This window comes from Erwinia sp. INIA01, assembly GCF_025947915.1.
Classification (GTDB): domain Bacteria; phylum Pseudomonadota; class Gammaproteobacteria; order Enterobacterales; family Enterobacteriaceae; genus Erwinia; species Erwinia coffeiphila.
The window spans coordinates 60,707-87,179 of sequence record NZ_JAPDNC010000006.1; the positions used below are offsets into that span (position 1 = coordinate 60,707).

The following is a 26,473-nucleotide window of genomic DNA, read 5'->3' on the forward strand; positions in this document are numbered from 1 at the left end:
ATATTCTCCGTCAATAAAAATGCCAGCGACGATGGCTGGCGTATGGGAAATAAAGAACATGCAGGGATGATGAATGGGTGTGGTCAGGAGGAGGATGCTCTGAGGATGCCTGACTTGCGGATATAACGGTTAAGCCCTTCACCGGCATCAGGTTCAAAGCACCACGCCCGCCAGCCCTTCGACCTTCAGAGTCACGAACCACCAAGCGGAAGTGGCTACTCTGGTCATCTTCAATGCTGAGGTTGTGATACCGGCGGGTAACAGCCTCAGCCTGCTGTCGGGTGAAAAGTCCCGGTGGCAGCATATGAGATTCAGACATTCTGTGTACCTTAAAAGCAAAAGCCCCTGACGCAGATGCGCCAAGGGCTATGGGAGTATGCAGGTGTGGGGTGATTATCAGAAACCCGTCTGCACCTTATATAGGCGCAAAGTTTTGCTGCCCCGGACAATCTTCACATACAGGGCATTATCTTTTGTGCCACGAACAAACCCAGCCTTTACATCTCCCTTGCAGTCACCACCGTCATAAGGGATGTTAAGTCCTGTGTTAAATACCAGGTCAATAATCCCGAAACTTAAATCTCCGCAGGCTGGACCGGGCAAATCCTGAATCAGAGCAAATTTATGGTCGTCGCTGACACCGGTCAGTGAACACATGGATGTGTTGATGTCGTTTCCCTGGCACCAGTACTCCTGTCCGGGATTGTCTTTATCCATCAGGCTTGCCGGAAGTTGAGCGGCACCGGCACTGAATGCAGTAAGTGACAGAATGAGGGCGGGTACAGCAGATGTCATCATTTTCAGCATGGTTTTCTTCCTGAATTAATCCAGCCCGCTGTCGGGCAAAATGAGAGAAATTGATATCGGGTGTTATCAGAAACGCCGGTAGCGAAACAGCTCTTTGCCCTTGTACAACGCCACCAGGTCGTCATATTCCGGCTTCTTCTGGTTGGGCTTAAAGGTCACTACCGTGCCCGGACGGCACAGGTCTTTTACGGTAAGCCCAAATTTCTTGTCCGGAGTAATAGTGAATCCCTTCGACACACCGTTGTGCATGATGGTTATCCAGCCCCACAGGCCGCCTTCGCAGCCTTTAAAAGGTACTGAACGCACTGTGACCATCCCGCCCAGACGATCAACAGACATGGCTTCGCATTTCCCGGTAATTTGGCGATGCGCATCACACCAGAAAATTTTCCCGTTGTTGTCACTGACGGCTGCAGGGAGCGTCCGGTTATAAGGCTGAGCCTGAGCTCCTGCACAGAGCAGCAGGCTGCCTGTAATGCTCATTATCTTAAGCATTGTTTTCATTATGTTATTCCTCAAGAGGAGAAATCCGCAGGTGATGGTTCAGGCCATCACAGTCAGAATTAACATCACCAACCATACCCAGAAGTAACCTGGTTTCTGCCCGAGGGCTTTCGCTCGTCGCCACAGATAGAACGGCACCAGCCAGGCCAGTTTGCCGAACGTGGTGGTATCCACTCCGGCCTTACGCAGACGTCGTTCATCGAGATACCCCAGAGCGATATTGAGCAGCAGCGTGATAAACCAGTACTCCCCGCCCGAGACAGCCTCATATGCCTCGTCAAAAGACATTCCGTTCAGCCCAGCCGTCCACAGCTCAAGCGCATAACCAATGAAGGGAGCAAATGCCAGCGTCCATACCACTCCGCCCGGAATGCGGTTTCCTGGCAATGCCGGTGGTGTTGTGCTGTGGAGCAGCGCCGAAGCCAGCGGGGTTGCGGAGATTGGCTGCCACTCCGTCATACCCTGTCGCCATACCAAAGTGGATGCAGTCAGTTCACCGCGCATAATCAGGCCGGTAATATCATCTTCGGTCACATTGTCGTGACGGATACCATTTTTCTCGTAATGCCAGGTCATTGTTTTTCCTTGTTAACAGAGGTAATTCGGCCCCTCGTCAGAGGACCCGGGAGACAGGACTTCTCGAATACAGTTGAAGTGCGGAAGGGCCCGGATAAAGCCCGCCTGTGTGGTTAACTGGCTGAGACGTTTTCGCGGGGTAAAAGTGGTGTTCAGGACTGTCACCGCATGGATGGTTGCCAGAGGGTGCACAGTGATATGCCCGTTAAGTTCACCGGTGAGGTACCAGCAGCCGTCGACTGATATCAGGCGGTACGGGGCCAGCCCATCACAGCGCTCTCCCTCGACCAGCAGCAGTACCCGCTGGCAGGCAGTAATGGCACTGACGAGACGGTAAAATACCAGTGTGCTGACCGGTGACACAGACTGTGGCGGCTGCCATACCAGACACGGCATCCCTCCTGTAGTGAGCAGCATGCCCGCCAGACGCCGGTCCAGCCCCGGAAAAATATCGGCCAGTCCTGCCCGGTGAGCAAAGGTCAGCGCATCCAGCTCGCCCTGTACGCCACCACCGGTACTGCGCAGGCGGCATTGCCCCCGTCGATACTCTAGGTCCAGATACATCAGCCGTTCGCGAAAATCCCGTCGCAGGGTACGGACTGACACACCAAACTCTGCAGCCAGCCGCGCCATGTTCAGTGTTTCACCGGCAACTAGGCGGCTGATTATCAGTGACAGCCTGACAGCCAGCCGGTCATGACGGCGCTCTGCCTGTGTCATCTTAAATCTCCGAAATAATTAACTGACTGAATATGAAATGATTCTAAAGAGGGGGGCGGACAGGGTGTGGACATGGAATGAACTATTTTTTATCTGCCACCGGAGGCAGTCCCGACGCGGCACACCGTGAAATGCGGTGATAAAACACGCAATCCAATGGAGGTAAAACGGACAGGGAGTGTCCTTTCCTAACATGCTGATAACAAGCTCAGGACTGAAACCCACTCAGCATTGCTTCCGCCATCACACAGAGAGCCCGGTTGAGCTTCACATCTCCGTCGATACCACGCATGGCGCGGGTATCAGACAGTCGTGTAGGCAGTGCGCCCATCGCCTTGTTGATGGTATTGATATCCTCTTGTTTACTCATGATTTTTCCAGACAGAAAATAAAATAACAACGGCGAACCTACAGGTTCGCCATATGGATGGTTGTGTTCAGAGAAATGATATATGCCTGAAAATATTTGGATTATCTGGTGCCACTTAGATAGTAGAAACTGGGCTAAAGGCATGCTGGGAATAACCTACATCTCTCGGTTTAAGGATCGATGAAGTCGTTGATTAGTGTTAATATTACCGCCAATTTTTCAGCGTTCTGATTCTTTCTGTGAATCAACGTACTAGGCTATCCCTGATAGCCGAACGCTTGAACCTACAATGCTCAGAATTGATAAGAAAAAAGGAATATATGTCTAGGCTGACTGATTTAATAGCTAAAGCGAAGGCCAAAGACCCACAGTTGGGCGCTGACTTGGATCGAGAAATCAAGATCCTGTCATCACGACTTCCCTTTGGTCTAAATTTCGAACGACATAGCCCTGAAGTTGTTGAGTTACCATTGCGGCCTATTCGCAAGGGAGACAAGGTTCGTGTTCAGCCAGAGCGTGGGTCCACCAAGAAAGGTGATCAACGGTTATGGCAGGTTAAAACCATTCACAAGACGAAAAAGGTCGCTGATCTGGAGTCGCTGGGCGCGGTTGATGTCGAGACTCAGACAGTAGCAATGAGTGATCTTGTGGTTATCGCTGAATTTCGTGACACAATCTGGCCGGGGCTGGTCAGTACGGGAAAAGTAGAACGTGGTGGTGACAAACCTTACCATTCAGTCATCAATGGTGAGAACTACCATGTGTTGAAAGCATTGACCTATACACATAGGGGTAAGGTGGACGCAATCTATATTGACCCGCCTTATAACACTGGGGCCAAAGACTGGAAATACAATAACGATTACGTAGAAGGTGACGATATCTATCGACACAGCAAATGGCTGGCAATGATGGAACGTCGCTTGCTAGTAGCTAAGGACTTGTTGAATCCGGCGGATTCAGTGCTGATCGTAAGCATTGACGAGAAGGAATATCTACGGCTGGGATTACTGCTGGAGCAAATTTTCCCAGAGGGAAATGTCTCAATGGTCACCAGCGTCATTAGTGCAAAAGGTGCTGTTAGACCTGGACGATTTTCGCGTGTCGAAGAGCATATTTACTTCGTTTTCTTTGGGGCAGCTACAGTTAAGTGGTGGAATAGCAACATGTTGCCTAGTGGCAGCAATGAAGACACTCGCGGGGCAGCTCAAGAGTTTGCGCCTATTGAGTGGCTGTTATTGCGTCGACGCGAGCCAACTAGCATTCGTGCCGCTCGTCCCAACCAGTTCTATCCAATATTTGTGAATGTTACTAACGGACATATACATTCTATTGGTGACGCAATCACTCTTGATGTTGACCGCAATTTGGTTCCAACCCCAGAAGGTACAGTTGCACTATGGCCATTGAAGCCAGATGGAACCGAGATGCTTTGGGGATTGACGCCGGATGTGTTGAGGCGAAATTGGGCAGACGGTTATGTACGTGTGGACAACTGGAAGCCAGCAAAAAAAACTGGTTCGGTTAAATACCTTCAAACTGGCGTGATCGCAAAGATCAAGTCTGGAGAAATAACTGTTACTGGTAGGGCAGACAATGGCTCAGTGATTGGACACGTTTCGGTAGGTGCGAATACAGGGACATCACCTAAACGAGTATGGAACATGAAGTCTCATAATGCCGAAACCGGTGGTACGAATATGGTTTCAGCATTGATTCCTAATCGTCGATTTCCATTTCCAAAATCGTTATATGCCGTTGAAGATGCCTTGCGATTTGTCGTTGCACATAAACCGGAAGCTGTTGTATTAGATTTTTTCAGCGGGTCAGGAACAACTGCTCATGCAGTTATGCGCCTGAACAAACAGGATGGTGGTCGCCGCCAATGCATCTCCGTCACTAACAACGAAGTGGCTGCCGACGAACAGAAAAAATTGCGTGAACAGGGCTTAAGACCTGGAGATCCTGATTGGGAGAAGTGGGGGATCTGCGATTATATAACCAAACCACGTGTACAAGCCGCTATCTCAGGCAAAACGCCAAATGGACAACCTATTAAGGGCAATTATAGGTTTACAGACGAGTTCCCAATGTCTGAAGGCTTTGAGGAAAATGCCGAGTTTTTCACTCTGACCTACGAAGCTGAGAAATCGGTTAGCCACAACCTAGCCTTTGTTCGCATTGCGCCGTTGTTATGGCTACGCGCAGGTGCGCGCGGTAAACGTATTGAAAAAATACCTTCTGAAGGATGGGAGGTGACAGATGCGTACGGTCTACTGCTAGCTGTGGACCAAGCAACACCTTTCATTGAAGTCATCAATACCTCCAGTGACGTGTGCGTGGCTTTCATCGTTACTGATGATGACCGTCACTTCCAGTCTGTAACAAAACGTCTACCAAAAGACGTTGAGCCAGTTCGGTTATACGAGTCGTACCTGACCAATTTCAGTTTCACCAATGGGGAATGGACAGAATGAAATTTACCCTCAAGGACTATCAGCGCGATGCAGTGCATGATGCGCTGGCAAATCTCAGGAAGGCTCGCCGTTATTGGCACAACGAGAGCGACAAAAGCGCCTTCTCTTTAACGGCTGTGACTGGTGCGGGTAAGACCGTAATGGCTGCCGCTACGTTTGAAGCATTATTTCATGGTGACGACGAATTTAATTTCGATGCCGATCCCGGCGCGGTAGTGATCTGGTTCAGTGACGATCCTGCACTGAACGAGCAAACCCGTTTTCGCTTGATGGAGGCCAGTGACCGTATCAATTACAACGATATGGTGGTAGTTGAACATCCTTTCAGTCGGCGCAAATTTCAGGCTGGAAAAATCTATTTCCTTAACACGCAGAAGTTTGGCAAAAAAAGCCTGCTGGTGCGCGGGTTCGATGATAAAGGCGGACTTTTCGAAGCAGCCCCTGATGCACAGGCTTATACGCTGTGGGATACTATCCAGAACACCATCGAAGACCCAGATCTGACACTCTATTTGGTACTGGATGAAGCGCACAGGGGGATGGGTTCATCAACGACTTCCATCGAAGCAGCTAAAAGTACTATTGTGCAACGGCTCATCAATGGTTCGGCTGGGGTAAAGGGTATTCCAGTAGTATGGGGTATCTCCGCCACAGTTGAACGTTTCGACAAAGCCATTGTGAATGCTGGTCATCATGTCAAACTTCCGAATGTGGTTGTTGACTCCGCTAAAGTGCAGGAATCGGGACTTATCAAGGACGATATCATCCTGGGTGTACCGGATGAAGCTGGTGACTTCGATACCGTTTGGGTACGCCGTGCTGCCGACAAACTCAGGGAAGCGACCGATGCTTGGGCAGAGTACGCAAGACATCAGGAAACCGTTCGCGAAGTAGTGCCTCTGATGGTATTCCAGGTTCCCAATATGCCAGATCCGAACGAGGTCGGCCGCTGGCTGGATACGTTATTCTCCCGTTATCCTGAATTGTCCATTGACAATGTTGCTCATGTCTTCGGTGAACACACTACGCAACGTTTCGGCCAACACCAAGTACCTTATATTGAACCGCAGCGGGTACAGGAATCAACTTGGGTGCGTGTACTGATTGCTAAAGATGCCATCAGCACTGGCTGGGATTGCCCGCGTGCCGAAGTGATGGTTTCCTTCCGCGCTGCCAGCGATAAGACACATATTACGCAATTACTGGGGCGTATGGTGCGTACTCCACTGGCAAGACGTATTCCGGGTAATGAACGCTTAAACTCAGTAGAATGCCTGTTGCCCAAGTTTAATACCAATACCGTGCGAGATGTCGTTAATACCTTGTTTAAGGGCGATGATACATCTCCTCCGAGCGGACGCATTCTGGTTAACCCTGTGGAAATGAAGCCCAACCCGGAGGCGTCAGCTGCCGTATGGGAAGCATTTGAAGCATTACCTTCGCAAACCCGACCACAGAAAGGAGCCAGACCAGCCAGACGTCTGACCGCGTTGGCACAGGAACTGGTTGATGATGGCATTCTTAATCGGGCAGTCAGGAAAGCCCATACTGCTTTGCACGCTGTCTTGGACAACTTCCAGACAGAAAATGCTGAGAAAATCAAAAACAAGCGCAATGCAGTGCTCGTCGTAGATGGCAAGGCGGTGGTTGCCAGCCTGAAGAATAAAGCAATGACCTTCAATGAATTCTGGGAGGAGGCGGACGTAGCTGTAATTGATGACGCCTACCGACGCGCAGCCCGAATCTTTACCCCGGATGTTTCACGAACCTATGTCGAATATCTGGCCGATAAAGTCGCTGATCGAGAAAAGGATGCAGAGGAGTATCTGGAAGCAATCATGGAAGCTCGTGTGACCGTTGCTGGCATGGGGCTGGTGATGGAGGTACAGGATTACTTCGATTGCGAGGCCGATAAACTGGCGAAGGAGTGGCTGACCAAGTACACAGCGCAAATCAAGTCTTTGAAAGATGAGCGTAAAGAGGCCTATCGTCAAATCGTCGAAATGAGTACCGAACCGCAGGATATGGATCTGATCAGGCCGGAGAACAAGTTTGAAATGACCAAGGTGCGTGAAGATGAGAAGGAAACTGACCTTCCGGTCTGGAAACACCATTTGTTGTGTGACGCAAGCGGGAACTATCCGGCTCAGTTAAACCAATGGGAAACCAAGGTTTTTGAGACTGAAAGCAAACTGGAAGGATTTGCTTTCTGGTATCGTAACCCACAGTATACAGGGCAGTCATCACTGGGAATCGCCTATGTTGAAGCCGAACAATACAAAATTGTTCGTCCTGACTTCCTATTTTTTGCCAATCAAGATGGCAAAATGGTTGTGGACTTGGTAGATCCACATGGCCTGCATCTAGCTGATGCTTTGCCCAAACTGAAAGGACTGGTGTTATATGCCGAACATCATCCTGATGCTTACAGACGAATCGAATCCGTCGCCGAAGTGAAAGGCAAATTACGGGTATTAGATTTGAAACGACAGGATGTGCAGGATGCTGTTGCTATCGCTGAAAATGCAGAGACGTTATTCAGTAGCGGACTTGCTGATGACTATCTGTAGCCTATAGAAAATTAAGAATATGGCCTTTTTATAAATAGAAAGGCCAGAGTTATAAGGAATGTTTTTATATACTGATAAGCGGTTCCACTAGTTAACTTAAATAAGTAGGTAATGACTATGAACTTAGGCTTTTTTTTTGGTGCAGGAGCAGAAATTGGGTATGGTTTACCAAGTGGAGGAAAATTTGCCATTGATCTTTTTAGACAAGATCCAAGTCAGTATAAAACTGAGCTCCGCCAACAACTGCGATTAGTGGATTCACGCTCACCTTACGCCAATGATTGGCTACCTCAGGGGTATGCTGATAAAAGCATTTATGCTTTTGGGCGTAACGAATTTTCCAGTATTATTGAATCATCTATCGAATATAAACGTGAAGAAATAATTCGCCGTCTAAATCGTTTTGATCAAGAGTGTGATGATGCCCTATTAACTCTAGGAATTGATAAGGCCATATTAGAAAATTTATTTTCAGAGTTAACAGGACATGTCATTGGTGAGCGTCTGTATACACATGATATTCGTCTTAACGAGTTGCTAGCCAGAGATGTTAGATTATTCGAGTCTGAATATTACTCTGCTATGTTGGACGTGGTACGAGAATCAGATAACAATGATGATTTAAAAAGGTACGTCATATCATTTTTACAATTATTGGTCGGTGCACATGGTCAATCTCTTGTACAACGCCTAAACCAAGAATTATTTGAAGCTGCACCGGATGATTTACCTATCTTCGATGATATTACTGGTATGTTCCGTTTGGAGTTTAACCGCATTGGTTCAACAGCTTTGGAGCTATTACTGGAAGAAAATAGAAATTTTAATATTGGTGAAGATGCAACAGCCCTAACAATTTTCTGTGCTATAACCCAAAAAGTATTAGAGAATCTGTTCACTACAGTACTCGACTACCAGAAATTGATAGATGACCACTTTCGATATCTCTTTTCACCATCCACGGAATGGGCTAAGTTTACTCGGATGGTTATTTTCCTCAAGATTGCACGTGATTATATTAGTGCCCAGGCACCATCTATCGAAGAACTTCCCGATCATGGCTATTACCACGATTTAGCTACATTCGATGGTGACCTAACAATTTCAGCCATTGGCACGGCTAATTATAACAGCCTTCTGGCAGAAGTTTTCCGTGGTATGAATATAGAGTTACCTCAAATTATTCACCTGAACGGAAGTATAAATGACTATTATAATCCTTACAAAAATGCGGTTATCACTTGTGAAAATCCAGATGACGTAGATCAAAGTCAGATCCATGTTCCATTCATGCTGACGCAAAGCGGTCTTAAGCCTTTAACGTCAGTAACTATGTCAAGACGATACGTTAGTCTTTTTGATGCTTATGCTGAATCTGATGCTATTGTTGTTGTAGGTTTTGGATTTAATAAAGATGATAGCCATATTAATGGACTTTTCCGCGAACTGGTTGAGAATAAAGGACGGAAATTAATTCTTATTTCGAGGCGTGTAGATGGAAGTGTTGAAGAACAGAAACGGCGGTTGCGTAACAAATTACGTATTTCCCATGAGTTTAACCATTTACTAATAGTAATTCCAGTAGATGATCTCACAAGGTGTCAAGATGACCGACTATGGTTAGAGCAAGTTGTCGATACTTTGAGCGAGGGATAAAGCAGCCGGTGACGGTGCTATAAACATTATTTTTATTGTTCCTATTGATACTAGCCAGCCCTTATCAGGGAGATAAGGGCTCTGATTAATTCTGGTTAATTATTACTACACCCAAACGACCTATAGCCGTCATCGAAGATCTTACTTTTCACTTTGGTGAGATAATCAATCCGGTTTAGTAAATCACCGGGATAAATGTCATTCAGAACATCATCACGGTTCAGGGTATATTTACCATTAGCAGGGTACTGCACCAAGTGCTGCCCCTCTTCGGATGTCAGGTTTAATGCGCTACACCATGCCGAGGTAATCATGGTTCTTAGCGTATCTTCATCCAGATTGAAATCCCCTAAGTGGTAGTAAGCATCCTTGTTCAGAAACAGAAATACGTGAAAATGGCGCTTACCATTCTGGGTAAATTCCCGCACCCACGCATAGCGGAGCGTATTCGGGTGTACCCGTTTACCTTCTTTACGCTTGCGCTGTTCATCTGCTGCCAGTTTGGCTTTCAGTGAATTGGTAAATCTTGATATAGACCCTGAATCAGTATGCGCAATACAGGAAATGGTATCACCATTATCCAGAACAACCGGGTCATGCAGATCCACCCGTATTGCCAGTGAACGTCCGTGTTCTTTAACGGCTTTATTAATAACTTCGATAATTTTCTCTTTGTATGATTTAATATGACTTCCATATTCGCTATCGTAGAGGTTCATGATAATCTATTCCTTGATAGATTTCAGTCATCGCATTACTGATATGGCTGTTAGTGTGGGGATGTACAGATATTGTTAATGACAATATAATAACTATCCGACAATTAATTTCATGTAAACAATAGCCACAGCCTGAGATGACCGATTAAAAGTTACTCTGCAATTAGTTGCAATAATGACTCTTTAACAAAGTGAATATTTCGTTTTGTCTTTGTTCTACTCATTAAATAAATCCCTCGACAGGATGTATGAAAATGGTTTTCCCTCTTTTCTCTGCCCGTATTTTGTTTTTCGAATAAAGTGTACTGAGCAGTTCATTCACTTTACTCCGGTTCCTGAACCGGTTAGGACCATATTGCAGGATTGTTGTCTTCCTGATATACGGCACCACACACTTGTAACAATAATCTTTTATCCAAGAGTAAAGTTCGTCTGCTTCTGAACTTACCAGCAGTAACGTCTGGGGTTTAGAAAAAATTCTAATATACTCATCCACATACCAGACGATTATATCTACTGCGGCTTCCACAGCAGTAAGGGATATATCTCCTTCATCGCCGTTGAAGTAATGCAGCAGTGCGGCGATCCTCGCCACATTCTCCGCCATTTTAGATGCATAATCCTTAAAATCTGACAGGAAGCCAACCAGTCCCATTTCCGACTCGACTTTGTTATAAAATTCGAGCCAGCGTTTTTCTGCTTCTGGAGAGAAACGCAGACACTGACGCTCATTTCTGGCAATGCTCTCGTTAACAATGTCTATCAGTCGTTGATGAAATACAGGCAGATGCTCAGTTGAGACAACAGGACTGGTAATTTGCCTGTAGCCCTGTGTTGAACCCGGTTGACATATCAAACATCGGGCGAAGAATCCGATCCCTTTAGCGGCATCGCCTTTTCGTTCCAGATACCCTTTTCTAAACACATCAGGCTGAATCATCAGTCCCAGCGTCATTCTTGCATCTTTGATTAATTTATCTGGCTCGCTTTTTCTTTCCACGGGAAACGTTGCGCCATCCCACATTTTATTGATGAAAGGCAGCTCGTTCAGTGCGTAACCATTAAAAATGGTGCCTGCTTCATCAGACATAAGCCCGATGGACCGGCAGCGCCCACTGAGATAATCTTTTATCGCTGCTGGTGTGGCATCATTGAATATCTGCCTTAACCTGACCGGCGCTTTCGGGGATGCTGCCAACAGCGCTTTCAGTCGTTCATTCGTTGTGATGTGATCTTTATTACGTTGAATATCTGATTTCAGTTTTGATATCAGGGCTTTTTTTTCAACGTTAAAAGCCATTTCCTCATTCCGCCAGATAATCAAATCTTGGGTATATTCTTCAAACCATTCTTCTTCCAGTTGGTATAATGGCTTCATTAGTAGTTTGTCCACAGTGCTTTTACGTTCACCTGATTCCGCCAGCGTCAGTAAGAAAAGTGATACAGGGCTGCAAAGATTTTTCATTCGGCACACATCAATCCGGTTCTGGCAGGCAAGCGAAATAACTCCTAATACCGATGCAGAAATTAAAGCTTGGGGAGCCTTTGTATGCTGCTCCACTTCATAAACCGCATTTCTGATGATCTGCGGGAATACATGCACAGGGAAAGGATGACCACACAACATAGATACCTCTTATTCAGTTAATGTTTAAAACGATTCCCCCTATATTGCTATTCCGCTATTAATAGCGGAAATAGCAATATGACGTTACCTCTATGAAAATTATGTTAGATCCTTTAATCACTCTGGTGTGAATGCCTATTGGCTATAATTGTTTAAAATGCAGGCGCTCTTTGAAGGCTAGACTTATAAGTGAGATTCGATATTTTCTCTTCTCTATCAGGAAATCTTATTGCGTTGTAAAAGCCATTCGTCAATCTCTGATTCAACCCACCCAACAGATTTTGCACCAAGCATTCTTTTCTTCGGAAAGGTTTCATCATAACGTGGAGATCTAGGGTTCAACCAATCGTAGATTGTAGCGCGTGCGATACCGGTTTTATGGATAACAGCCGGTAAGCGGAGTATTCTAACTGCTGAAGGATTATTCATATAGATTTGTCTCTAATTAGGTAATCTTGGATGCGTAAAGACTAACGCTTTATGCTTAGGCAAAAAACTTCGCTACCAAAAAAACATTTTTTACAAAGCATAATTTATTGTTTTATAAGGGTTTTATGTTTTCACTTGCTGAGGTTTGTGACGAAATTAGTAGACAAGTTAGAGAGGTATCTGGGCAGCTCTCTATGTGCGAATGGTCTATTTACGCTGAAGTTCTGGATGAAAATTGTCCAGCAATACAAGAGGAACTAACCAGAATGCGGGAGAAGTTCTGGAGCCCCAGCACAGTAAATAGTGAACAGCAGAACCAGTCGAATAAGGAGTTGTATGATCCTATTCAGAAATGTTGGGAAAGTTTAGATTACTGCATCTTTCAGGAGACTTTTTTCCCAATTATTAAAGGGCTATCAATTGATGAAATATTCAGTTCTCATTTAATTTGTGCCTCATTGGTATATCAATGGGGGAAATCTATTGCATCGGATAATGAGCACATTGCATCTGAAGCATTTAAATTAGCATCGAGTTTATTTGATAAATGTATTGGGATGGTTTGGTTTAAAGCCTATGTGGATAAAAAAAATAAACTTTCTAAGGTGAGAGTAAAGGCAGGTAAAAAGGGCGGGGATAGTAAAGCGGAGGTTTACAAAATTATTCAGGAAAAATTTGTTGAGCTTATATATCAATATGCACCTGAAGAAGGCTGGAAAAGTAAAGTGGCTGCAGTTAATGAGCTTATTGACCCTTTGTGGTCATTTGTTGAAGAGTCTGATTTTTTAGTTAAAGAACAGAGTAAAAAATATCGATTAGCATATTCGGATAAAATCATATTAATTGATGCTATTTTAAATAGGTGGGCAACAAAAGTTGAGAGTATTCGACTAGCATTTGATACCACTGTTCGAAAGAAGAGGAAAGGTAACTAGTAGTGTTAATTTATGTGAGTATCGGGTTTTTTAGGATAAAATACAGCTACCTAGTATTGATGTCCTTTTTAGGGAAATATAAGTCTGTTGCAGCTATAGAAAAACCTCACTATTTAATGAACTTTATTTTAGCACAATATCTCATCAAGTATTAGCGAAGAAAGTAAGTAGCGTCATTATGACGCTACTTACTTTGAATTTTTGCATCGAGTTGAAGTTTTTTTATCCAACAAGTTTTAATCTTTTGGAGCCAATCTCATCTATACTCCCGTTATCAGCCGTTTTTACAAAATCAGCCCACCACTGCATCATCGGACGACGTTGCTCTAGGTAATCGCTACGATTATAAGCTCGACGAACCTCATTTTTGTCAACATGGGCCAAAGCTGCTTCAATAACATCAGGCGGAAATCCCTGCTCATTGAGAGCAGTGCTGGCGATAGAACGCAAGCCGTGAGAAACGAGAACGCCTCCCAATCCAGCACGCTTGAGTGCTGCATTCACTGTTTGGCTGTTCATCGGCTGGGTTGGTTTGATGCGACTGGGAAAGATAAATTCTCGGCCATCACTGAGAGACTTCATCATTTCCAGAATAGCGAGAGCTCCATTAGATAATGGAACCGTATGGTCCCGGTTCATCTTCATTCGAGCAGCAGGAATTTTCCATTCGCTAGCATCAAAATTGATCTCATCCCATCGAGCTTCAGCGGCTTCGGCAGGGCGGGTAATGGTGAGAAGCTGCCACATGAACAAGCACCGCGTTGACATACTGATGCTAGCCGTACGCATAGTTTGCATTAGCTGTGGTAGTTGCTCCGGGCGGATGCTCGGCATGTTTTTCTTTTGCGGTTTCTCGAATGCTTTCCCGATGTTTACGCTGGGAACCGCATCAATCAGGCCCGTGTTCTGCGCATAAATCATGACTTCGTTAATACGCTGACAAAGACGGCGAACAGTCTCTAATGCACCTCTGGTCTGAACCGGCTGAACTGCTTTAACCAGAGTATGAGCTTTAATCTCAGTGACACTGATATCACCGATTGCTGGGAAAACATCTCTCTCAAGCGAGCGCCAGATATCGTCGGCATAGTCCTCTGTTACGCTGGCTTTCTTCACATTCCACCAACGCTCGGCAACTAACAGGAAAGTGTTGGTTTTGGCCTCTTGAGAATTTCTTACCTGTTCTTTCTGATGTTCCTGCGGATCAATGTCTTTCGTCAGTAAAACTCGAGATTCAGCTCTGAGTTTACGCGCATCAGAAAGTGAGACGGCAGGATAGGCACCGAAGCTCTGTTTGGTTCGCTGCTTGGTCAGAGGACGATAGTAACGGAACTGCCAGAGCTTACTACCGCTGGCCTTGATTAGCAGAGTAAGCCCGTCGCCGTCATACAGCTGGTAATCGGCATCTTTAGGTTTGGCGGCTTTGATTTCCGTATCGGTTAACGGCTTAGTTTTTCTTGCCATGGGAGTCTCCATGCGTTTAGGCCCAACGAAAACAATAGAGCTTTTCGTTGGGCCTATCAATGGGCCTAAAAGGTTCGGATTTAATTAGTTCTCTTCGGATTTCGCGGGACAAATTGAGGACACAAAAAAGCCCGCAGGGCTTGCGCCGTGCGGGCTCTTAGGACTTCATCGGATGACTCTGGTAATCACCGATGGAGAATTTTGGTGGAGCTGGCGGGAGTTGAACCCGCGTCCGAAATTACTACACCGTCGGCACTACATGCTTAGTCCAGTCTTTACATTCGCCGGTTAGCTGCGAACGGACACGCTACTAACAAACTAGCCTGATTAGTTTTAACGCTTCAACCCCAGGCAGGGCTTCCACGCGATCTCTTTTGGGTTTGACCTCTCTTTGATCCCCGTCTTAAGAGCGGAAGCTAGGGAGAGAGGGCTCTTAGCAGGTTATTAAGCTGCTAAAGCGTAGTTTTCGTCGTTTGCGACTATTTTTTTGCGGCTTTTTACGAGGCAAACCGCCCCTCGGCATGCTCCTAGGGCTTCGCAAATCCCGTCGAATCCAGAATCAGCCCCAAGTAGAAAATCAGTATAACAGAAAAACCTGTCGCTATGCCAGTGGCTTAGCGGTTCGCGTGCTTCATAATACGCGCTTTGTCTAATTTCCATTCGCGATCTTTGATGTCATCGCGCTTGTCGTGCTCTTTCTTACCTTTCGCAACGCCGATCTTCAGCTTGGCCCAGGCGTTTTTCCAATACATCGACAGTGCCACGATGGTGTAACCGTCGCGGTTGGCTTTGCCAAAGATGGTGTCGAGTTCGCGCTGCTTCAGCAGCAGCTTGCGGCTGCGGGTTGGATCGCAAACCACATGCGAAGAGGCCACGCTCAACGGCTGGAATGTTGAACCGAACAGAAAAGCTTCACCGTCGCGCAGCAGAATGTAGCTGTCGCTGATATTGGCCTTTCCGGCACGGAGAGATTTAACTTCCCATCCCTGTAGCGAAAGCCCAGCTTCGAACTCTTCTTCAATGAAGTATTCGTGGCGGGCACGCTTGTTCATGGCAATGGTAGCGGAACCGGGTTTATGTGCTTTTTTCTTTGTCATAGTGCCACTTAGTGTACATGAAGCCGTGATTTTTGGCATCCCCTGTAACGTGACCGAAAGGGGAAAGGGGTATTCTAGCAGATGCCAGCCAGGAGAGAATTTTTGTTTGAATCCCGGCAATGGTATTATTTAAAAGTTCTAAGATTAGACAGGAATTGTTATGTCCCAGATTAGTCGTTCGGCGCTGGTGCCGTACAGTGCTGAGCAAATGTACCGGTTAGTGAATGATGTCAGCAGCTATCCGGAATTTCTGCCGGGTTGTACCGGCAGCCGTGTACTTGATGCCAGCAACGATCAGATGACCGCATCCGTAGATGTTTCCAAGGCGGGCATCAGTAAAACCTTTGTTACCCGCAATACCCTGACGGATAACCAGAGCATCCATATGCAGCTGGTTGATGGTCCGTTCCGCAAACTGAGCGGCGGCTGGCGATTTATTGCGTTGAGCGATGAAGCCTGCAAAGTTGAGCTGAACCTGGATTTCGAGTTCACTAATATGCTGGTAGAACTGGCATTTGGCCGCGTCTTTAAAGAGCTGGCCAGCAGCATGGTTCAGGCTTTTACCCAGCGAGCGAAAGAGGTCTACAGTGCCTGATATCGCGGTTGAAGTTGTCTATGCACTGCCGGAAAAACAGTATCTTTATAGCGTTAAGGTACCCGAGGGCAGCACGGTTGAAGAGGCTATCCGGGCTTCCGGCCTGCTCGACCTGCGCAGCGATATCGATCTGAAGGAAAATAAAGTCGGCATCTACAGCCGCCCGGTTAAGCTGCATGATGAAGTGCAGAGCGGCGATCGTATTGAGATTTATCGCCCGTTGATTGCCGATCCGAAAGAACTGCGGCGACAGCGCGCCGAGCGCGCGGCAAAAAAATAAGGCGCCGTTGCGCCTTATTTTGTCTCGATTCCACAGCCGTTAAGGCGGAGTGGATCAACCCTCAGATTTTGTCAGAGCCGGTTTATTATCAATGTTGGTCAGCGTGCCGTTGCTGTCGAAGGTCAGCGTCAGGGTTTGCTGCTTGATTGGCTCATGGCCAGGCTGCTGGCGGAATACGTAGTACCAGACGTTGTTGCCGAATGGATCGTGCATCATCGGCGTACCCAGAGTGTAAGCAACCTGCTGTTGCGTCATACCGGTGTGGATCTTGGCAACATCGTTGGCAACCAGGTAGTTACCCTGGTTGATATCAGGCCGGTAAACCACTCGCTCCAGAGTGGAACATCCAGCGGTCATCATCAGAAGAACCACCGCAGCAGCAGTCAGCGTTTTACAGCGCATAAGTATGTTTATTCCTTTGTGGCTATTTATATCCCCACCCACCTGAAGCAGCCGCCCCGGCAATCTGGGTCTATCAGTGTACAACTACGATACCAGCGTAAGTTGCCGATGATAATAAACCTTTACGCAGTTTAAAACCTCTGCGAAGCAAGGATATGACCACAAACCGGTAAAAAAGTGCAATGCTCAGGCGGCTAAAAGTTCTTTTGCGTTCGCCAGCGTGTTGCGGGTGACCTCACTTCCGCCCAGTAAACGTGCCAGTTCCTGCAGGCGTGAGCGTTTGTCCAGGCACTGCATATGGGTTTCAGTCATTTCGCCATCGGTTTCTTTGCTGACGAAGAAGTGCTGATGGCCACAGCCTGCAACCTGCGGCAGGTGAGTCACACACATCACCTGGGTCGACTCACCCAGCTGGCGCAGCATCTTACCGACCACGGCTGCGGTTGGTCCGCTGATACCCACGTCGACCTCATCAAAGATCAGGGCCGGCGTATCCATCTTACGAGCGGTAATCACCTGAATAGCCAGCGCGATGCGCGACAGCTCACCGCCTGAGGCTACTTTCGCCAGTGGCTGTAGCGGCTGGCCGGGGTTGGTGCTGACGCGGAAATCAATGCGATCGCCGCCTTCCGCCGTCAGGTGCTCAGGGTTGAACTGTAGATCGATAGTGAAGCGGCCGTGCGGCATTGACAGCGCGTGCATACTTTCGGTGATTAAGCGCCCCAGCTCTTCGGCAAAGTGCGCGCGGCGTTCATGCAGCTGTTCGGCACAGTGCAATGCGGCTGCGTGATGCTCGGCTACCGCCTGCGTCAGTTCATCCTGGTCGCTTTCCTGCTGGTCCAGCAGTTGCTGTTCTGCCAGCAGCTGCTGATGGAAGGCCGCCAGCTCCTCCGGCGCGATATGATGCTTGCGGGCAAGGCCGATCTGCCGCGAAAGGCGCTGTTCCAGCTCCTGAAGGCGGTTTGGGTCCAGATCCAGCCGATCGCAGTAGTGGCGCAGCTCATCGCTGGCTTCGCTAATCTGGATAGCGGCTTCTTCCAGCATGCCAAACACGCCGCTGAGTTTGTCATCCATCTCGGTAAGCTCGCCCATCAGCTGACGAACGGTATACAGCTGGCTTTGCAGATTATGGTCTTCGCCGTCCGCCAGCATCAGCAGCGCCTGCTGGCTGACGGAGAGCAGATGGCCGCTGTTGGCCTGGCGCTTATACTCTTCGTCAATCTGCTCGTACTCGCCCTGTACCGGCGCGAATTCATTCAGCTCTTTCAGCTGGTACTGCAGCAGTTCACGGTGCGCTTCCCGCTCCTGTGCCTGCTGCTGATGGTGTGCGAGGTTGCGGCAGCTCTGGTGCCACTGGCGATAGCGCTGCGCCATGTTTTGCAGCAGCAGCGTTTCGCCCGCGTAGGCATCTAGCAGGGTTTTCTGATGTTCGGGTTTGAGCAGCAGCTGATGCGCGTGCTGGCCGTGGATCTGAATCAGCGCCTGGCCCAGTTCACGCAGCTGGGAAAGCGGCACCGAAGTGCCATTGATGAATCCGCGTGAGCGGCCATCGCTGCTGATGACGCGGCGCAGCAGGCACTCGTTGCCGTCATCCAGCTGGTTATCGCTCAGCCAGCGCTGGGCTGAAGGCGTATCCTTCAACGAAAAGCGGGCGCAGATATCCGCACGGGATGCGCCCTGGCGAACCATATCCGCTTCGGCACGACCACCCAGACAAAGCCCCAGCGCGTCAATAGCGATGGACTTACCCGCACCGGTTTCACCGGTGATTGCCGTCATGCCGCGCTGAAAGTCGATTTCCAGTTCACGAACGATAGCAAAGTTACTGATGGTCAGTTGTGCCAGCATAGTTGCCTTCCTGTATGAAAACACACATATGGTTTTTCATACAGTATATACTGGTTTTATGACCAGTAAAGTAGCCAGGCACAGATTTAGAACAATTTTTTTGACCAGCCAAGTTTTGAGCTTAGCGTATTGAAATAGTTATAATTTTTTGGGTGAATTAAATTCAGGTGGTAATCGCTACGGCGGATCAGCACATCTTCCCCTTCCTGGATCGGCAGGGCGATCTGGCTGTCGCAGCTGATTTCCAGATCGCTGCGCAGGGAGGAAAAGCGCAGGCGGATCGTGCTGCTGCTGTTAATCACCAGCGGTCGCGCCGACAGGGTGTGCGGGAACATTGGCACTATTGCAATCGCGTCCAGCGATGGAGTTAAGATTGGGCCACCCGCTGAGAGAGAATAGGCGGTGGAGCCGGTCGGCGTGGAGATGATCAGGCCGTCGGAACGCTGCGAAAAGGCGAAACTCTCATCAATATAAACTTCAAACTCGATCATATGGGCGACTTTGCCCGGGTGCAGGACCACTTCATTGATGGCGGTGCCGATGCGCGGTGCGCCGGACTGGCGGCAAACCTGTGCCTCCAGCAAAAAACGGCTTTCAACAAAGTATTCACCTTCCAGCACGTCCGCCAACTGCTGCTGGGCGTTATCCGGGTCGAGATCGGTCAAAAATCCGAGATTACCGCGGTTGATGCCGATAACCTTAATATCATAACGCGCCAGCACACGTGCGGCACCGAGCATATTGCCGTCACCGCCGACCACAACCGCAAGGTCCGCTTTCTGACCGATTTCGGCCAGCGTGCCGGTTTCCACCCCTTCCAGTTTCAACTCGCGGGCAATCTGGCGCTCAATGATCACCTGATAGCCGCGCGCAGTGAGCCAGCGGTACAGCATTTCATGGGTGGTGAGCGCGGTAGGATGCCGGGGATGACCGACGATCCCGATGCAGTTGAAGTGGCTGTTCATGATTCTGGCATTCCTTACGAGGTAAACTCCCCCGACAATGTGACTGGTTCCCTTGAAACCGCGATTCTGATCCCCATAATAAGCGAACCAGCGATGGAATATGCACAAACGCGGAGAAATTCATGAGTAGTAAAGAACAGAACACACCAAACGAGCAAGTCTCAGACGAAATTGAGATCGAGCAGGCGAAAAACCAGGCTACAGAAGCAGCAGATGGGGTGGACCCGCGCGATGAACGTATTGCGCAGCTTGAAGCCCAGCTGGCTGAATCTCTGGGCGGAGTGCGCGATGCGCAGCTGCGCGCTCAGGCCGAGATTGAAAATATTCGCCGTCGTGCGGAAATGGACGTTGAGAAGGCGCACAAGTTTGCGCTGGAAAAATTCGCTAACGAGCTGCTGCCGGTAATCGACAGCCTTGAGCGTGCACTGGAAGTGGCTGATAAGACCAACCCGGAACTGGCTGCGATGATCGAAGGTATCGATCTGACGATGAAATCGCTGCTGAACGCGGTGGGTAAATTCGGTGTGGAAGTGGTGGGCGATACCAACGTACCGTTCAACCCGGATGTGCACCAGGCGATGTCGATGATGGAATCCGAAGACGTTGCGCCAAACCATGTAATGATGGTGATGCAGCGCGGCTACACCCTGAACGGTCGCCTGTTACGCCCGGCGATGGTTGCGGTGGCAAAAGCGAAAGCCTGATAGTTAAATCATAAAAAAAGCACCGCAAGGTGCTTTTTTTATCGCTGTTATTCAGGAAGATGCGGCGTCCAGTCTATCGGCGCTTCATTCCGTTCAATCAGCCACTGATTGGTTTTAGAGAAGTGCGCGGAACCGAAGAAGCCACGATGGGCCGACAGCGGGGAAGGGTGCGGAGCCTGTAAAACGTGGTGGCGCTTCCGGTCAATAATGCTGCCTTTCTTCTGCGCATGGGTACCCCACAGCAGAAAGACCACGCCTTCACGATGCTGATTGATTGCAGCAATCACGTTATCAGTAAAGGTTTCCCAGCCAAATTTAGCGTGCGAGTGCGCTTTGCCACCTTCAACGGTCAGAACGGTGTTGAGCAGCATGACGCCCTGATGCGCCCAGCTTTCCAGAAAGCCGTGATTAGGCCGCTGAAACCCGGGAATATCCGTCACCAGCTCTTTGTACATATTTACCAGTGACGGCGGTACCGCCACGCCAGGCAGGACGGAAAAGGCCAGGCCATGTGCCTGATTCGGGCCGTGATAAGGGTCCTGGCCCAGAATAACCACTTTTACCTGCCCCAGTTCCGTCAGGCGAAAAGCGTTAAACACGTCTTTCTGTGGCGGATAAACCGTTTTGCCGGCCGCACGCTCTGCGGCCACCGCAGCCAGCGTTTCCCTGAAGTAAGGTTTCTCTTTTTCCTCAGCCAGCACATCGTGCCAGGTCATGGTATTGACCATCGCCAACTCCTTTAAGTCTGTAGAACGCGTAGCTTAGCGTGGTTTGATAAGGGGTTAAACTTAAAAAATAATTGAATATTTACAAAAATATTAGAAATTCGAGTCAAGGGAATATTGATATAAAACAAAATGTTACTTTCACAGCCCTAATCAGCGGTTTCCATCAGTTGATTTGGGTCAAAGAGGGGAGCATTTGGGGCTGATATACAGAAGACTGGTTTATCCATTCAACCGTGCGCAGTTTCAATCTGCGCCCACTGCCTGGGAGGCAACATCATGATTACCGGAATTCAAATTACTCAAGCAAAAAATAGCGCACTGCTGAATTCATTCTGGCTGCTGGACAGCGAGAAAGCGGAAGCTCGCTGCGTGTGTGCGAAATCTGGCTACAGTGAAGATCAGGTTGTGCCGGTCAGCGATCTGGGGCAAATCGAATATCGCGAAATTCCGCTGGAAGTTAAACCCGAGGTGCGTGTAGAAGGCGGTCAGCATCTGAATGTGAACGTACTGAGCCGCGAAACGCTGGAAGAAGCGGTTAAGCATCCGGAAAAATATCCGCAGCTGACTATCCGTGTATCAGGCTATGCCGTGCGTTTTAATTCTCTGACGCCTGAACAGCAGCGTGATGTGATTACCCGTACCTTTACTGAGAGTTTATAAGCGATAATCATCGGATTTTATTGGTGAGCTGTTGATAAACGCATCACGCCAGCATTTGGTTTAATTTACTGATTGCTGGCGTTTTTTTTTATCTTTCAGCAAGCGTTGACGTTAGCCGGGAAACGGGTAATGAATACAGTGCCTCATTTTCGCTTCAACGGCTTGTTTTTACAGCTAAGGGGCGAAAAAAAACCGCCCATCGAAGGCGGTTTTTTGTTATGCAGTGTGATTATTCAGCACCGTCGGTTTTAGCTGCGCTTGGCTTGCGGCGTTTACCAATGTTTTTGGTATCGCGGTGACGCAGTTTAGCGCGCGGCTTCTCGTCTTCTTTCGCCTTTTCTTTTTTCTCTTTGCGCTTCGCCAGCACCTTTTTCGATGGTTTGCCTTTCAGCTTCTCATTGGGTGGACGGGTAGTCGGGCGCAGTTCTTCGATGACGCGCGACTTCAGCGGTTCCTGGATATAGCGACTGATTTTGCCCAGCAGCAGGTGATCGTGCGCTTCAACCAGCGAGATAGCGATGCCTTTCTTACCGGCACGGCCTGTACGACCAATGCGGTGCAGGTAGGTATCTGCCGTTACCGGCATATCGAAGTTGAATACGTGGCTGACATCATCGATATCAATACCGCGCGCGGCGATATCGGTAGCGACCAGTACGTTAACGCGGCCTTCAACAACACGCTTGATGGCTTCGTTGCGCTTGGCCTGCACCAGTTCCCCTTCGAGGTAGCTGGTGTTGATCCCGGCTTCACGCAGCCACGCGCAAACTTCATGAACGCGCTCGCGTTTACGCACAAAGATCACCGCACGAGTCACTTCCGGCTGCTTAAGCAGGTGGATAAGCAGGGCGGTTTTATGCTGCGTATCATCAGCACGGTAATACCACTGCTGGATTTTTTTACGCTCGCGGCGTGCCGGATCGGCTTCAACTTCGACCGGCTCGTTCAGAATACGCTCGGCGAAGTCCTTGATGGCTTCCCCTTCCAGCGTGGCGGAGAACAGCAGCGTCTGCTTACGCCAGCGCGTTTCGGCGCTGATAGTCTCAATATCCTGCGCAAAGCCCATGTCCAGCATGCGGTCGGCTTCATCAAGGATCAGGGTTTCAACCGCACGGCAGTCAAAGTTCTCTTCTTTAATGTACTGCAGCAGACGTCCGGTGGTGGCTACCACCAGATCCTGGTTTTCGCTGAAGACTTCCGCGTGGTTCATAAATGCCACGCCGCCGGTAATAGTCGCGATGTCCAGATGGGTATGTTTAGCCAGTTCACGAGCCTGCTCGGCAACCTGCATAGCCAGTTCGCGCGTTGGCGTCAGAATCAGAACGCGCGGAGGGCCGGACTTCTTACGCGGGAAGTCGAGCAGGTGCTGCAGGACGGGCAGCAGGTAGGCCGCAGTTTTGCCTGTACCGGTTGGTGCCGAACCCAGAACGTCGCGACCCTCCAGTGCTGGCGGGATCGCCGCGGCCTGAATGGCAGTGGGGCGCGTGAAGCCTTTTTCCTGCAGAGCTTCCAGCAGGCTTTCGTCTAGTTCGAGTTCGGAAAAAGTGGTTACAGTCATGGTCTACCTCAGTTTGGGGCGCTGATTATAGACAGATTGAACGCGATCTTCATCTGTTTGTATCGGGTTAATGACTTTTCCTTCGTCATGGTTTGCCCTATGCTAGCGCCGTTTCTCTTTCAGGTCAGTCAAATGTCGCAACAGAAAGCCATTCTCCGTGCCAACGGGTTTACCTTTAAACAATTTTTCGTCGCGCACGATCGCTGTGCCATGAAGGTGGGGACCGACGGCGTACTGCTTGGGGCCTGGGCTCCGGTTGCTAACGTCCGCCGCGTGCTGGATATCGGTACGGGCAGCGGTCTGATTGCACTGATGCTGGCGCAGCGTACCGCGGAATCGGTACAGGTTGATGCCGTCGAGCTTGATGCGGCGGCGGCAGAGCAGGCGCAGGAAAACGTTGCCGCGTCGCCGTGGCCGGACCGAATTCGGGTTCATCAGGCTGATATTCTTGAATGGACGACGGGTTGTGAACAGCGTTATTCGCTGATTGTCAGCAATCCGCCCTATTTTGCACCGGGTTCGGACTGTGCGACCCCGGAACGCGCTTCCGCCCGTTATACCGGCGCGCTCACGCATGAAGCACTGCTGGGCTGTGCCGAGCAGCTCATCACGGAAGACGGATTTTTCTGCGTGATCCTGCCGGAATCTGCCGGAAGTACGCTGGTTGAGATTGCCCTACAGCGCGGCTGGCATCTGCGGTTCCGCACCGATGTGGCAGATAACGATACCCGGCCACCGAACCGCGTCATGCTGGCGCTATCGCCACAGGCGGGTGAGCAGATGCTGGATCGTATGACGATTCGCGGGCCGGATCAGCACTACTCTGAGGCGCACTGTAGTCTGACCCGCGACTTCTATTTATTCCGCTAATCGGGGAGCCAGCACCGTCGGTCTGGCTTCGCCCAGTGCTTCAGGATAGTCGAGCGTATAGTGCAGGCCGCGGCTTTCTTTGCGATCGAGGGCGCATCGCACCATCAGTTCGGCAACCTGTACCAGATTGCGCAACTCCAGCAGGTTGTTAGAAATGCGGAAATTGGCGTAGTACTCGTCAATTTCCTGCTGCAGGGTGTTAATGCGCCGCAGCGCGCGTTCCAGGCGTTTAGTGGTGCGAACAATCCCCACGTAGTCCCACATAAACAGCCGCAGTTCATGCCAGTTATGCTGGATCACCACGCGCTCATCGGAATCGTCCACGCGGCTTTCATCCCATACCGGAAGCGCCGCCACTATTTCAACGTCAGCCAGGCGGCGATCGATATCTTCCGCCGCCGACCAGCCGTAAACAAGGCACTCCAGCAGAGAGTTTGAAGCCAGGCGATTTGCGCCGTGCAGCCCGGTATAGCTGACTTCCCCAATGGCATACAGCCCGCTGAGATCGGTTTGTCCCTGCTGATTGACCATCACGCCACCGCAGGTATAGTGCGCCGCCGGAACGATAGGGATCGGCTGGCTGGTGAGATCGAAGCCCAGCGTCAGTAGCTTTTCGTAAATGGTAGGGAAATGCGCGCGGATAAAGTCCGGCGGCTGATGGCTGATGTCCAGATACATGCAGTCGGCACCCAGCCGCTTCATTTCGTGATCAATCGCCCGGGCCACGATATCGCGCGGTGCCAGTTCGCCACGTGGATCGAAGTCCGGCATAAAGCGAGAGCCATCAGGGCGCTTAAGCAGTGCGCCTTCACCACGCAGGGCTTCGGTCAGCAGGAAGTTGCGGGCATCGGGGTGAAACAGGCAGGTAGGGTGAAACTGGTTAAACTCAAGATTGGCCACCCGACAGCCGGCACGCCATGCCATTGCGATGCCATCACCGGAAGCCACATCCGGATTGGTGGTGTATTGATACACTTTCGCTGCGCCGCCGGTTGCCAGCACTACGGCCCGCGCGCGGCAGGACTCCACTTTTTCTCGTTTGCGGTTCCAGATATAGGCTCCGACTACCCGGCGTTCACCCGGCAAGCCGATCTTGTCGGAGACGATCAGGTCAACGGCGTTGCTGCGTTCAATCAACGTAATGTTGGGGTGGCTAAGCGCCTGGCTGACCAGGGTCGTTTCAACGGCTTTGCCGGTGGCGTCTGCGCTGTGCAGGATGCGGCGGTGGCTATGGCCGCCTTCGCGAGTTAAGTGATAAGGCTGCTCGCTGTTTCCTGCCGTCTCTTTGTCGAAAAGTACGCCGTTATCAATCAGCCACTGCACGCAGTGGCGGGCGTTACTGGCGATAAAAGAAACGGCATCGCGATCGCACAGCCCGCTGCCGGCGATGAGCGTATCCTCAATATGGGATTCAATGCTGTCAGTTTCATCAAACACCGCCGCGATGCCGCCCTGAGCATAAAAAGTTGAACCTTCGCTGACCGGGCCTTTGCTGAGCACGGTAACGCGGTGTTTTGCCGCAAGGCGCAGCGCCAGAGAAAGGCCAGCTGCACCGCTGCCAATAATCAAGACATCACAGCTGTAATCGGAAGAATGCGTCATGGTGTTTAATTTACTAAACAGGTTGTTTGCTGAGCATAGCATTCAAATTAATCAGGCAAAAAGGCTTTTTATCGACCAGTGTGCAGAGTGTGAGCTGTATTAAGATGTGGAAATTTGCCGCGTACATCAGGCTTAACACGCAATCCAGGGTTATTAATAGTGTGAGCCGAAGCTTTTTGAAGCGATTAGAGGGTGAAAAACCTGGCCCCATGCGTTACTCTGCGGGCGTTATCAGGGTGATGAACCATGAGTTCAGGTTCCAAAGAAAGGTAGTGGCCTACAAATCGGTAAGAATGCATAAAAAAGCGAG

The 26,473-nt window shown here is 49.4% G+C and carries 24 protein-coding genes, 1 other RNA gene and 2 pseudogenes; 9 read left to right on the forward strand and 18 right to left on the reverse strand.

All coding sequences use genetic code 11. The features are described from left to right. Positions 1-83 precede the first annotated feature (83 nt). From OMR58_RS12280 to OMR58_RS12305, 6 genes and pseudogenes are all read right to left on the reverse strand, one after another. A pseudogene (locus OMR58_RS12280) lies at positions 84-319 on the reverse strand (DUF905 domain-containing protein). Between the two features lie 77 nt (positions 320-396). Continuing rightward, positions 397-807 (reverse strand): hypothetical protein, encoded by a 411-nt coding sequence (locus OMR58_RS12285; protein WP_264546084.1) that lies wholly within the window; start codon positions 805-807, stop codon positions 397-399. A 66-nt stretch (positions 808-873) separates the two neighbouring features. Then, a complete protein-coding gene (locus OMR58_RS12290) occupies positions 874-1,311 on the reverse strand; it encodes a hypothetical protein (RefSeq protein ID WP_264546085.1) in 438 nt (145 codons plus the stop codon). 39 nt (positions 1,312-1,350) lie between these two features. Continuing rightward, positions 1,351-1,887, reverse strand: a complete 537-nt coding sequence (locus tag OMR58_RS12295; protein WP_264546086.1) for a DUF4339 domain-containing protein — start codon at positions 1,885-1,887, stop codon at positions 1,351-1,353. 12 nt (positions 1,888-1,899) lie between these two features. Next, entirely contained in the window at positions 1,900-2,607 is a 708-nt protein-coding gene (locus tag OMR58_RS12300; protein ID WP_264546087.1) for a DeoR family transcriptional regulator, read from the reverse strand. Between the two features lie 208 nt (positions 2,608-2,815). Further along, positions 2,816-2,914, reverse strand: a pseudogene (locus tag OMR58_RS12305) (DUF932 domain-containing protein); the annotation flags it as partial. 383 nt (positions 2,915-3,297) lie between these two features. On the opposite strand from OMR58_RS12305, the gene OMR58_RS12310 reads away from it, so the two are divergent. From OMR58_RS12310 to OMR58_RS12320, 3 genes are all read left to right on the forward strand, one after another. Beyond that, on the forward strand, positions 3,298-5,454 hold the full coding sequence (locus OMR58_RS12310) for a site-specific DNA-methyltransferase (RefSeq protein ID WP_264546088.1): 2,157 nt from the start codon (positions 3,298-3,300) through the stop codon (positions 5,452-5,454). Next, positions 5,451-8,024 (forward strand): DEAD/DEAH box helicase, encoded by a 2,574-nt coding sequence (locus tag OMR58_RS12315; RefSeq protein WP_264546089.1) that lies wholly within the window; start codon positions 5,451-5,453, stop codon positions 8,022-8,024. Before OMR58_RS12310 ends, OMR58_RS12315 begins: the two co-directional genes overlap by 4 nt. Positions 8,025-8,135: 111 nt before the next feature. Next, a complete protein-coding gene (locus OMR58_RS12320; protein WP_264546090.1) occupies positions 8,136-9,680 on the forward strand; it encodes a hypothetical protein in 1,545 nt (514 codons plus the stop codon). 95 nt (positions 9,681-9,775) lie between these two features. Here the strand turns inward: OMR58_RS12320 and OMR58_RS12325 are convergent, their stop codons facing one another. The 3 genes from OMR58_RS12325 to OMR58_RS12335 all read right to left on the reverse strand — a co-directional run bounded on the left by OMR58_RS12325 (position 9,776) and on the right by OMR58_RS12335 (position 12,455). Next, positions 9,776-10,399, reverse strand: a complete 624-nt coding sequence (locus OMR58_RS12325) for an inovirus Gp2 family protein (RefSeq protein WP_264546091.1) — start codon at positions 10,397-10,399, stop codon at positions 9,776-9,778. A gap of 223 nt (positions 10,400-10,622) precedes the next feature. Continuing rightward, positions 10,623-12,026, reverse strand: a complete 1,404-nt coding sequence (locus OMR58_RS12330) for a YfjI family protein (RefSeq protein ID WP_264546092.1) — start codon at positions 12,024-12,026, stop codon at positions 10,623-10,625. Positions 12,027-12,242: 216 nt separating this feature from the next. Beyond that, positions 12,243-12,455, reverse strand: a complete 213-nt coding sequence (locus OMR58_RS12335) for an AlpA family transcriptional regulator (protein WP_264546093.1) — start codon at positions 12,453-12,455, stop codon at positions 12,243-12,245. A gap of 125 nt (positions 12,456-12,580) precedes the next feature. Between OMR58_RS12335 and OMR58_RS12340 the strand changes: the two genes are divergently transcribed. Beyond that, complete coding sequence (locus OMR58_RS12340) at positions 12,581-13,390, forward strand: hypothetical protein (RefSeq protein ID WP_264546094.1); 810 nt, start codon at positions 12,581-12,583, stop codon at positions 13,388-13,390. Positions 13,391-13,612: 222 nt separating this feature from the next. Here OMR58_RS12340 and OMR58_RS12345 read toward each other — a convergent pair whose 3' ends face one another. The 3 genes from OMR58_RS12345 to smpB form a co-directional block, all read right to left on the reverse strand. Next, a complete protein-coding gene (locus OMR58_RS12345) occupies positions 13,613-14,854 on the reverse strand; it encodes an integrase (protein ID WP_264546095.1) in 1,242 nt (413 codons plus the stop codon). Between the two features lie 202 nt (positions 14,855-15,056). Continuing rightward, positions 15,057-15,421, reverse strand: a transfer-messenger RNA (tmRNA) gene (ssrA, locus tag OMR58_RS12350). A gap of 47 nt (positions 15,422-15,468) precedes the next feature. Further along, positions 15,469-15,951, reverse strand: a complete 483-nt coding sequence (gene smpB / locus OMR58_RS12355) for an SsrA-binding protein SmpB (RefSeq protein ID WP_105593172.1) — start codon at positions 15,949-15,951, stop codon at positions 15,469-15,471. A gap of 160 nt (positions 15,952-16,111) precedes the next feature. Here smpB and OMR58_RS12360 point away from each other — a divergent pair, with 160 nt between their 5' ends. Together OMR58_RS12360 and OMR58_RS12365 are read left to right on the forward strand one after the other, a co-directional pair. Further along, positions 16,112-16,546, forward strand: coding sequence for a type II toxin-antitoxin system RatA family toxin (locus tag OMR58_RS12360; protein WP_105593173.1), 435 nt, complete (start codon positions 16,112-16,114; stop codon positions 16,544-16,546). Next, positions 16,539-16,826, forward strand: a complete 288-nt coding sequence (locus OMR58_RS12365) for an RnfH family protein (protein ID WP_264546096.1) — start codon at positions 16,539-16,541, stop codon at positions 16,824-16,826. The genes OMR58_RS12360 and OMR58_RS12365 overlap by 8 nt, the downstream gene beginning before the upstream one ends. A gap of 54 nt (positions 16,827-16,880) precedes the next feature. Here the strand turns inward: OMR58_RS12365 and bamE are convergent, their stop codons facing one another. The 3 genes from bamE to nadK form a co-directional block, all read right to left on the reverse strand. Continuing rightward, positions 16,881-17,228, reverse strand: coding sequence for an outer membrane protein assembly factor BamE (gene bamE / locus OMR58_RS12370; protein ID WP_105593175.1), 348 nt, complete (start codon positions 17,226-17,228; stop codon positions 16,881-16,883). 186 nt (positions 17,229-17,414) lie between these two features. Beyond that, positions 17,415-19,076 carry a DNA repair protein RecN gene (gene recN / locus OMR58_RS12375; protein WP_264546097.1) on the reverse strand — a complete coding sequence of 554 codons (1,662 nt, stop codon included), beginning with the start codon at positions 19,074-19,076 and terminating at the stop codon, positions 17,415-17,417. Positions 19,077-19,162: 86 nt separating this feature from the next. After that, positions 19,163-20,041 (reverse strand): NAD(+) kinase, encoded by an 879-nt coding sequence (nadK, locus tag OMR58_RS12380; protein ID WP_105593177.1) that lies wholly within the window; start codon positions 20,039-20,041, stop codon positions 19,163-19,165. A gap of 122 nt (positions 20,042-20,163) precedes the next feature. Between nadK and grpE the strand changes: the two genes are divergently transcribed. Next, entirely contained in the window at positions 20,164-20,745 is a 582-nt protein-coding gene (gene grpE / locus OMR58_RS12385; RefSeq protein WP_200561564.1) for a nucleotide exchange factor GrpE, read from the forward strand. A gap of 47 nt (positions 20,746-20,792) precedes the next feature. Here grpE and ung read toward each other — a convergent pair whose 3' ends face one another. Next, entirely contained in the window at positions 20,793-21,473 is a 681-nt protein-coding gene (gene ung / locus OMR58_RS12390; protein ID WP_105593179.1) for a uracil-DNA glycosylase, read from the reverse strand. A gap of 276 nt (positions 21,474-21,749) precedes the next feature. On the opposite strand from ung, the gene grcA reads away from it, so the two are divergent. Further along, entirely contained in the window at positions 21,750-22,133 is a 384-nt protein-coding gene (gene grcA, locus OMR58_RS12395; RefSeq protein WP_200561566.1) for an autonomous glycyl radical cofactor GrcA, read from the forward strand. A gap of 229 nt (positions 22,134-22,362) precedes the next feature. Here the strand turns inward: grcA and srmB are convergent, their stop codons facing one another. After that, entirely contained in the window at positions 22,363-23,691 is a 1,329-nt protein-coding gene (gene srmB / locus OMR58_RS12400) for an ATP-dependent RNA helicase SrmB (protein WP_105593181.1), read from the reverse strand. Between the two features lie 132 nt (positions 23,692-23,823). Between srmB and trmN the strand changes: the two genes are divergently transcribed. Further along, positions 23,824-24,561: a tRNA(1)(Val) (adenine(37)-N(6))-methyltransferase TrmN gene (gene trmN, locus OMR58_RS12405; RefSeq protein WP_264546098.1), complete on the forward strand. Its 738-nt coding sequence runs from the start codon at positions 23,824-23,826 to the stop codon at positions 24,559-24,561. Here the strand turns inward: trmN and nadB are convergent. Next, positions 24,550-26,163 (reverse strand): L-aspartate oxidase, encoded by a 1,614-nt coding sequence (gene nadB / locus OMR58_RS12410; protein WP_264546099.1) that lies wholly within the window; start codon positions 26,161-26,163, stop codon positions 24,550-24,552. The genes trmN and nadB overlap by 12 nt on opposite strands. Between the last annotated feature and the right edge of the window lie 310 nt (positions 26,164-26,473).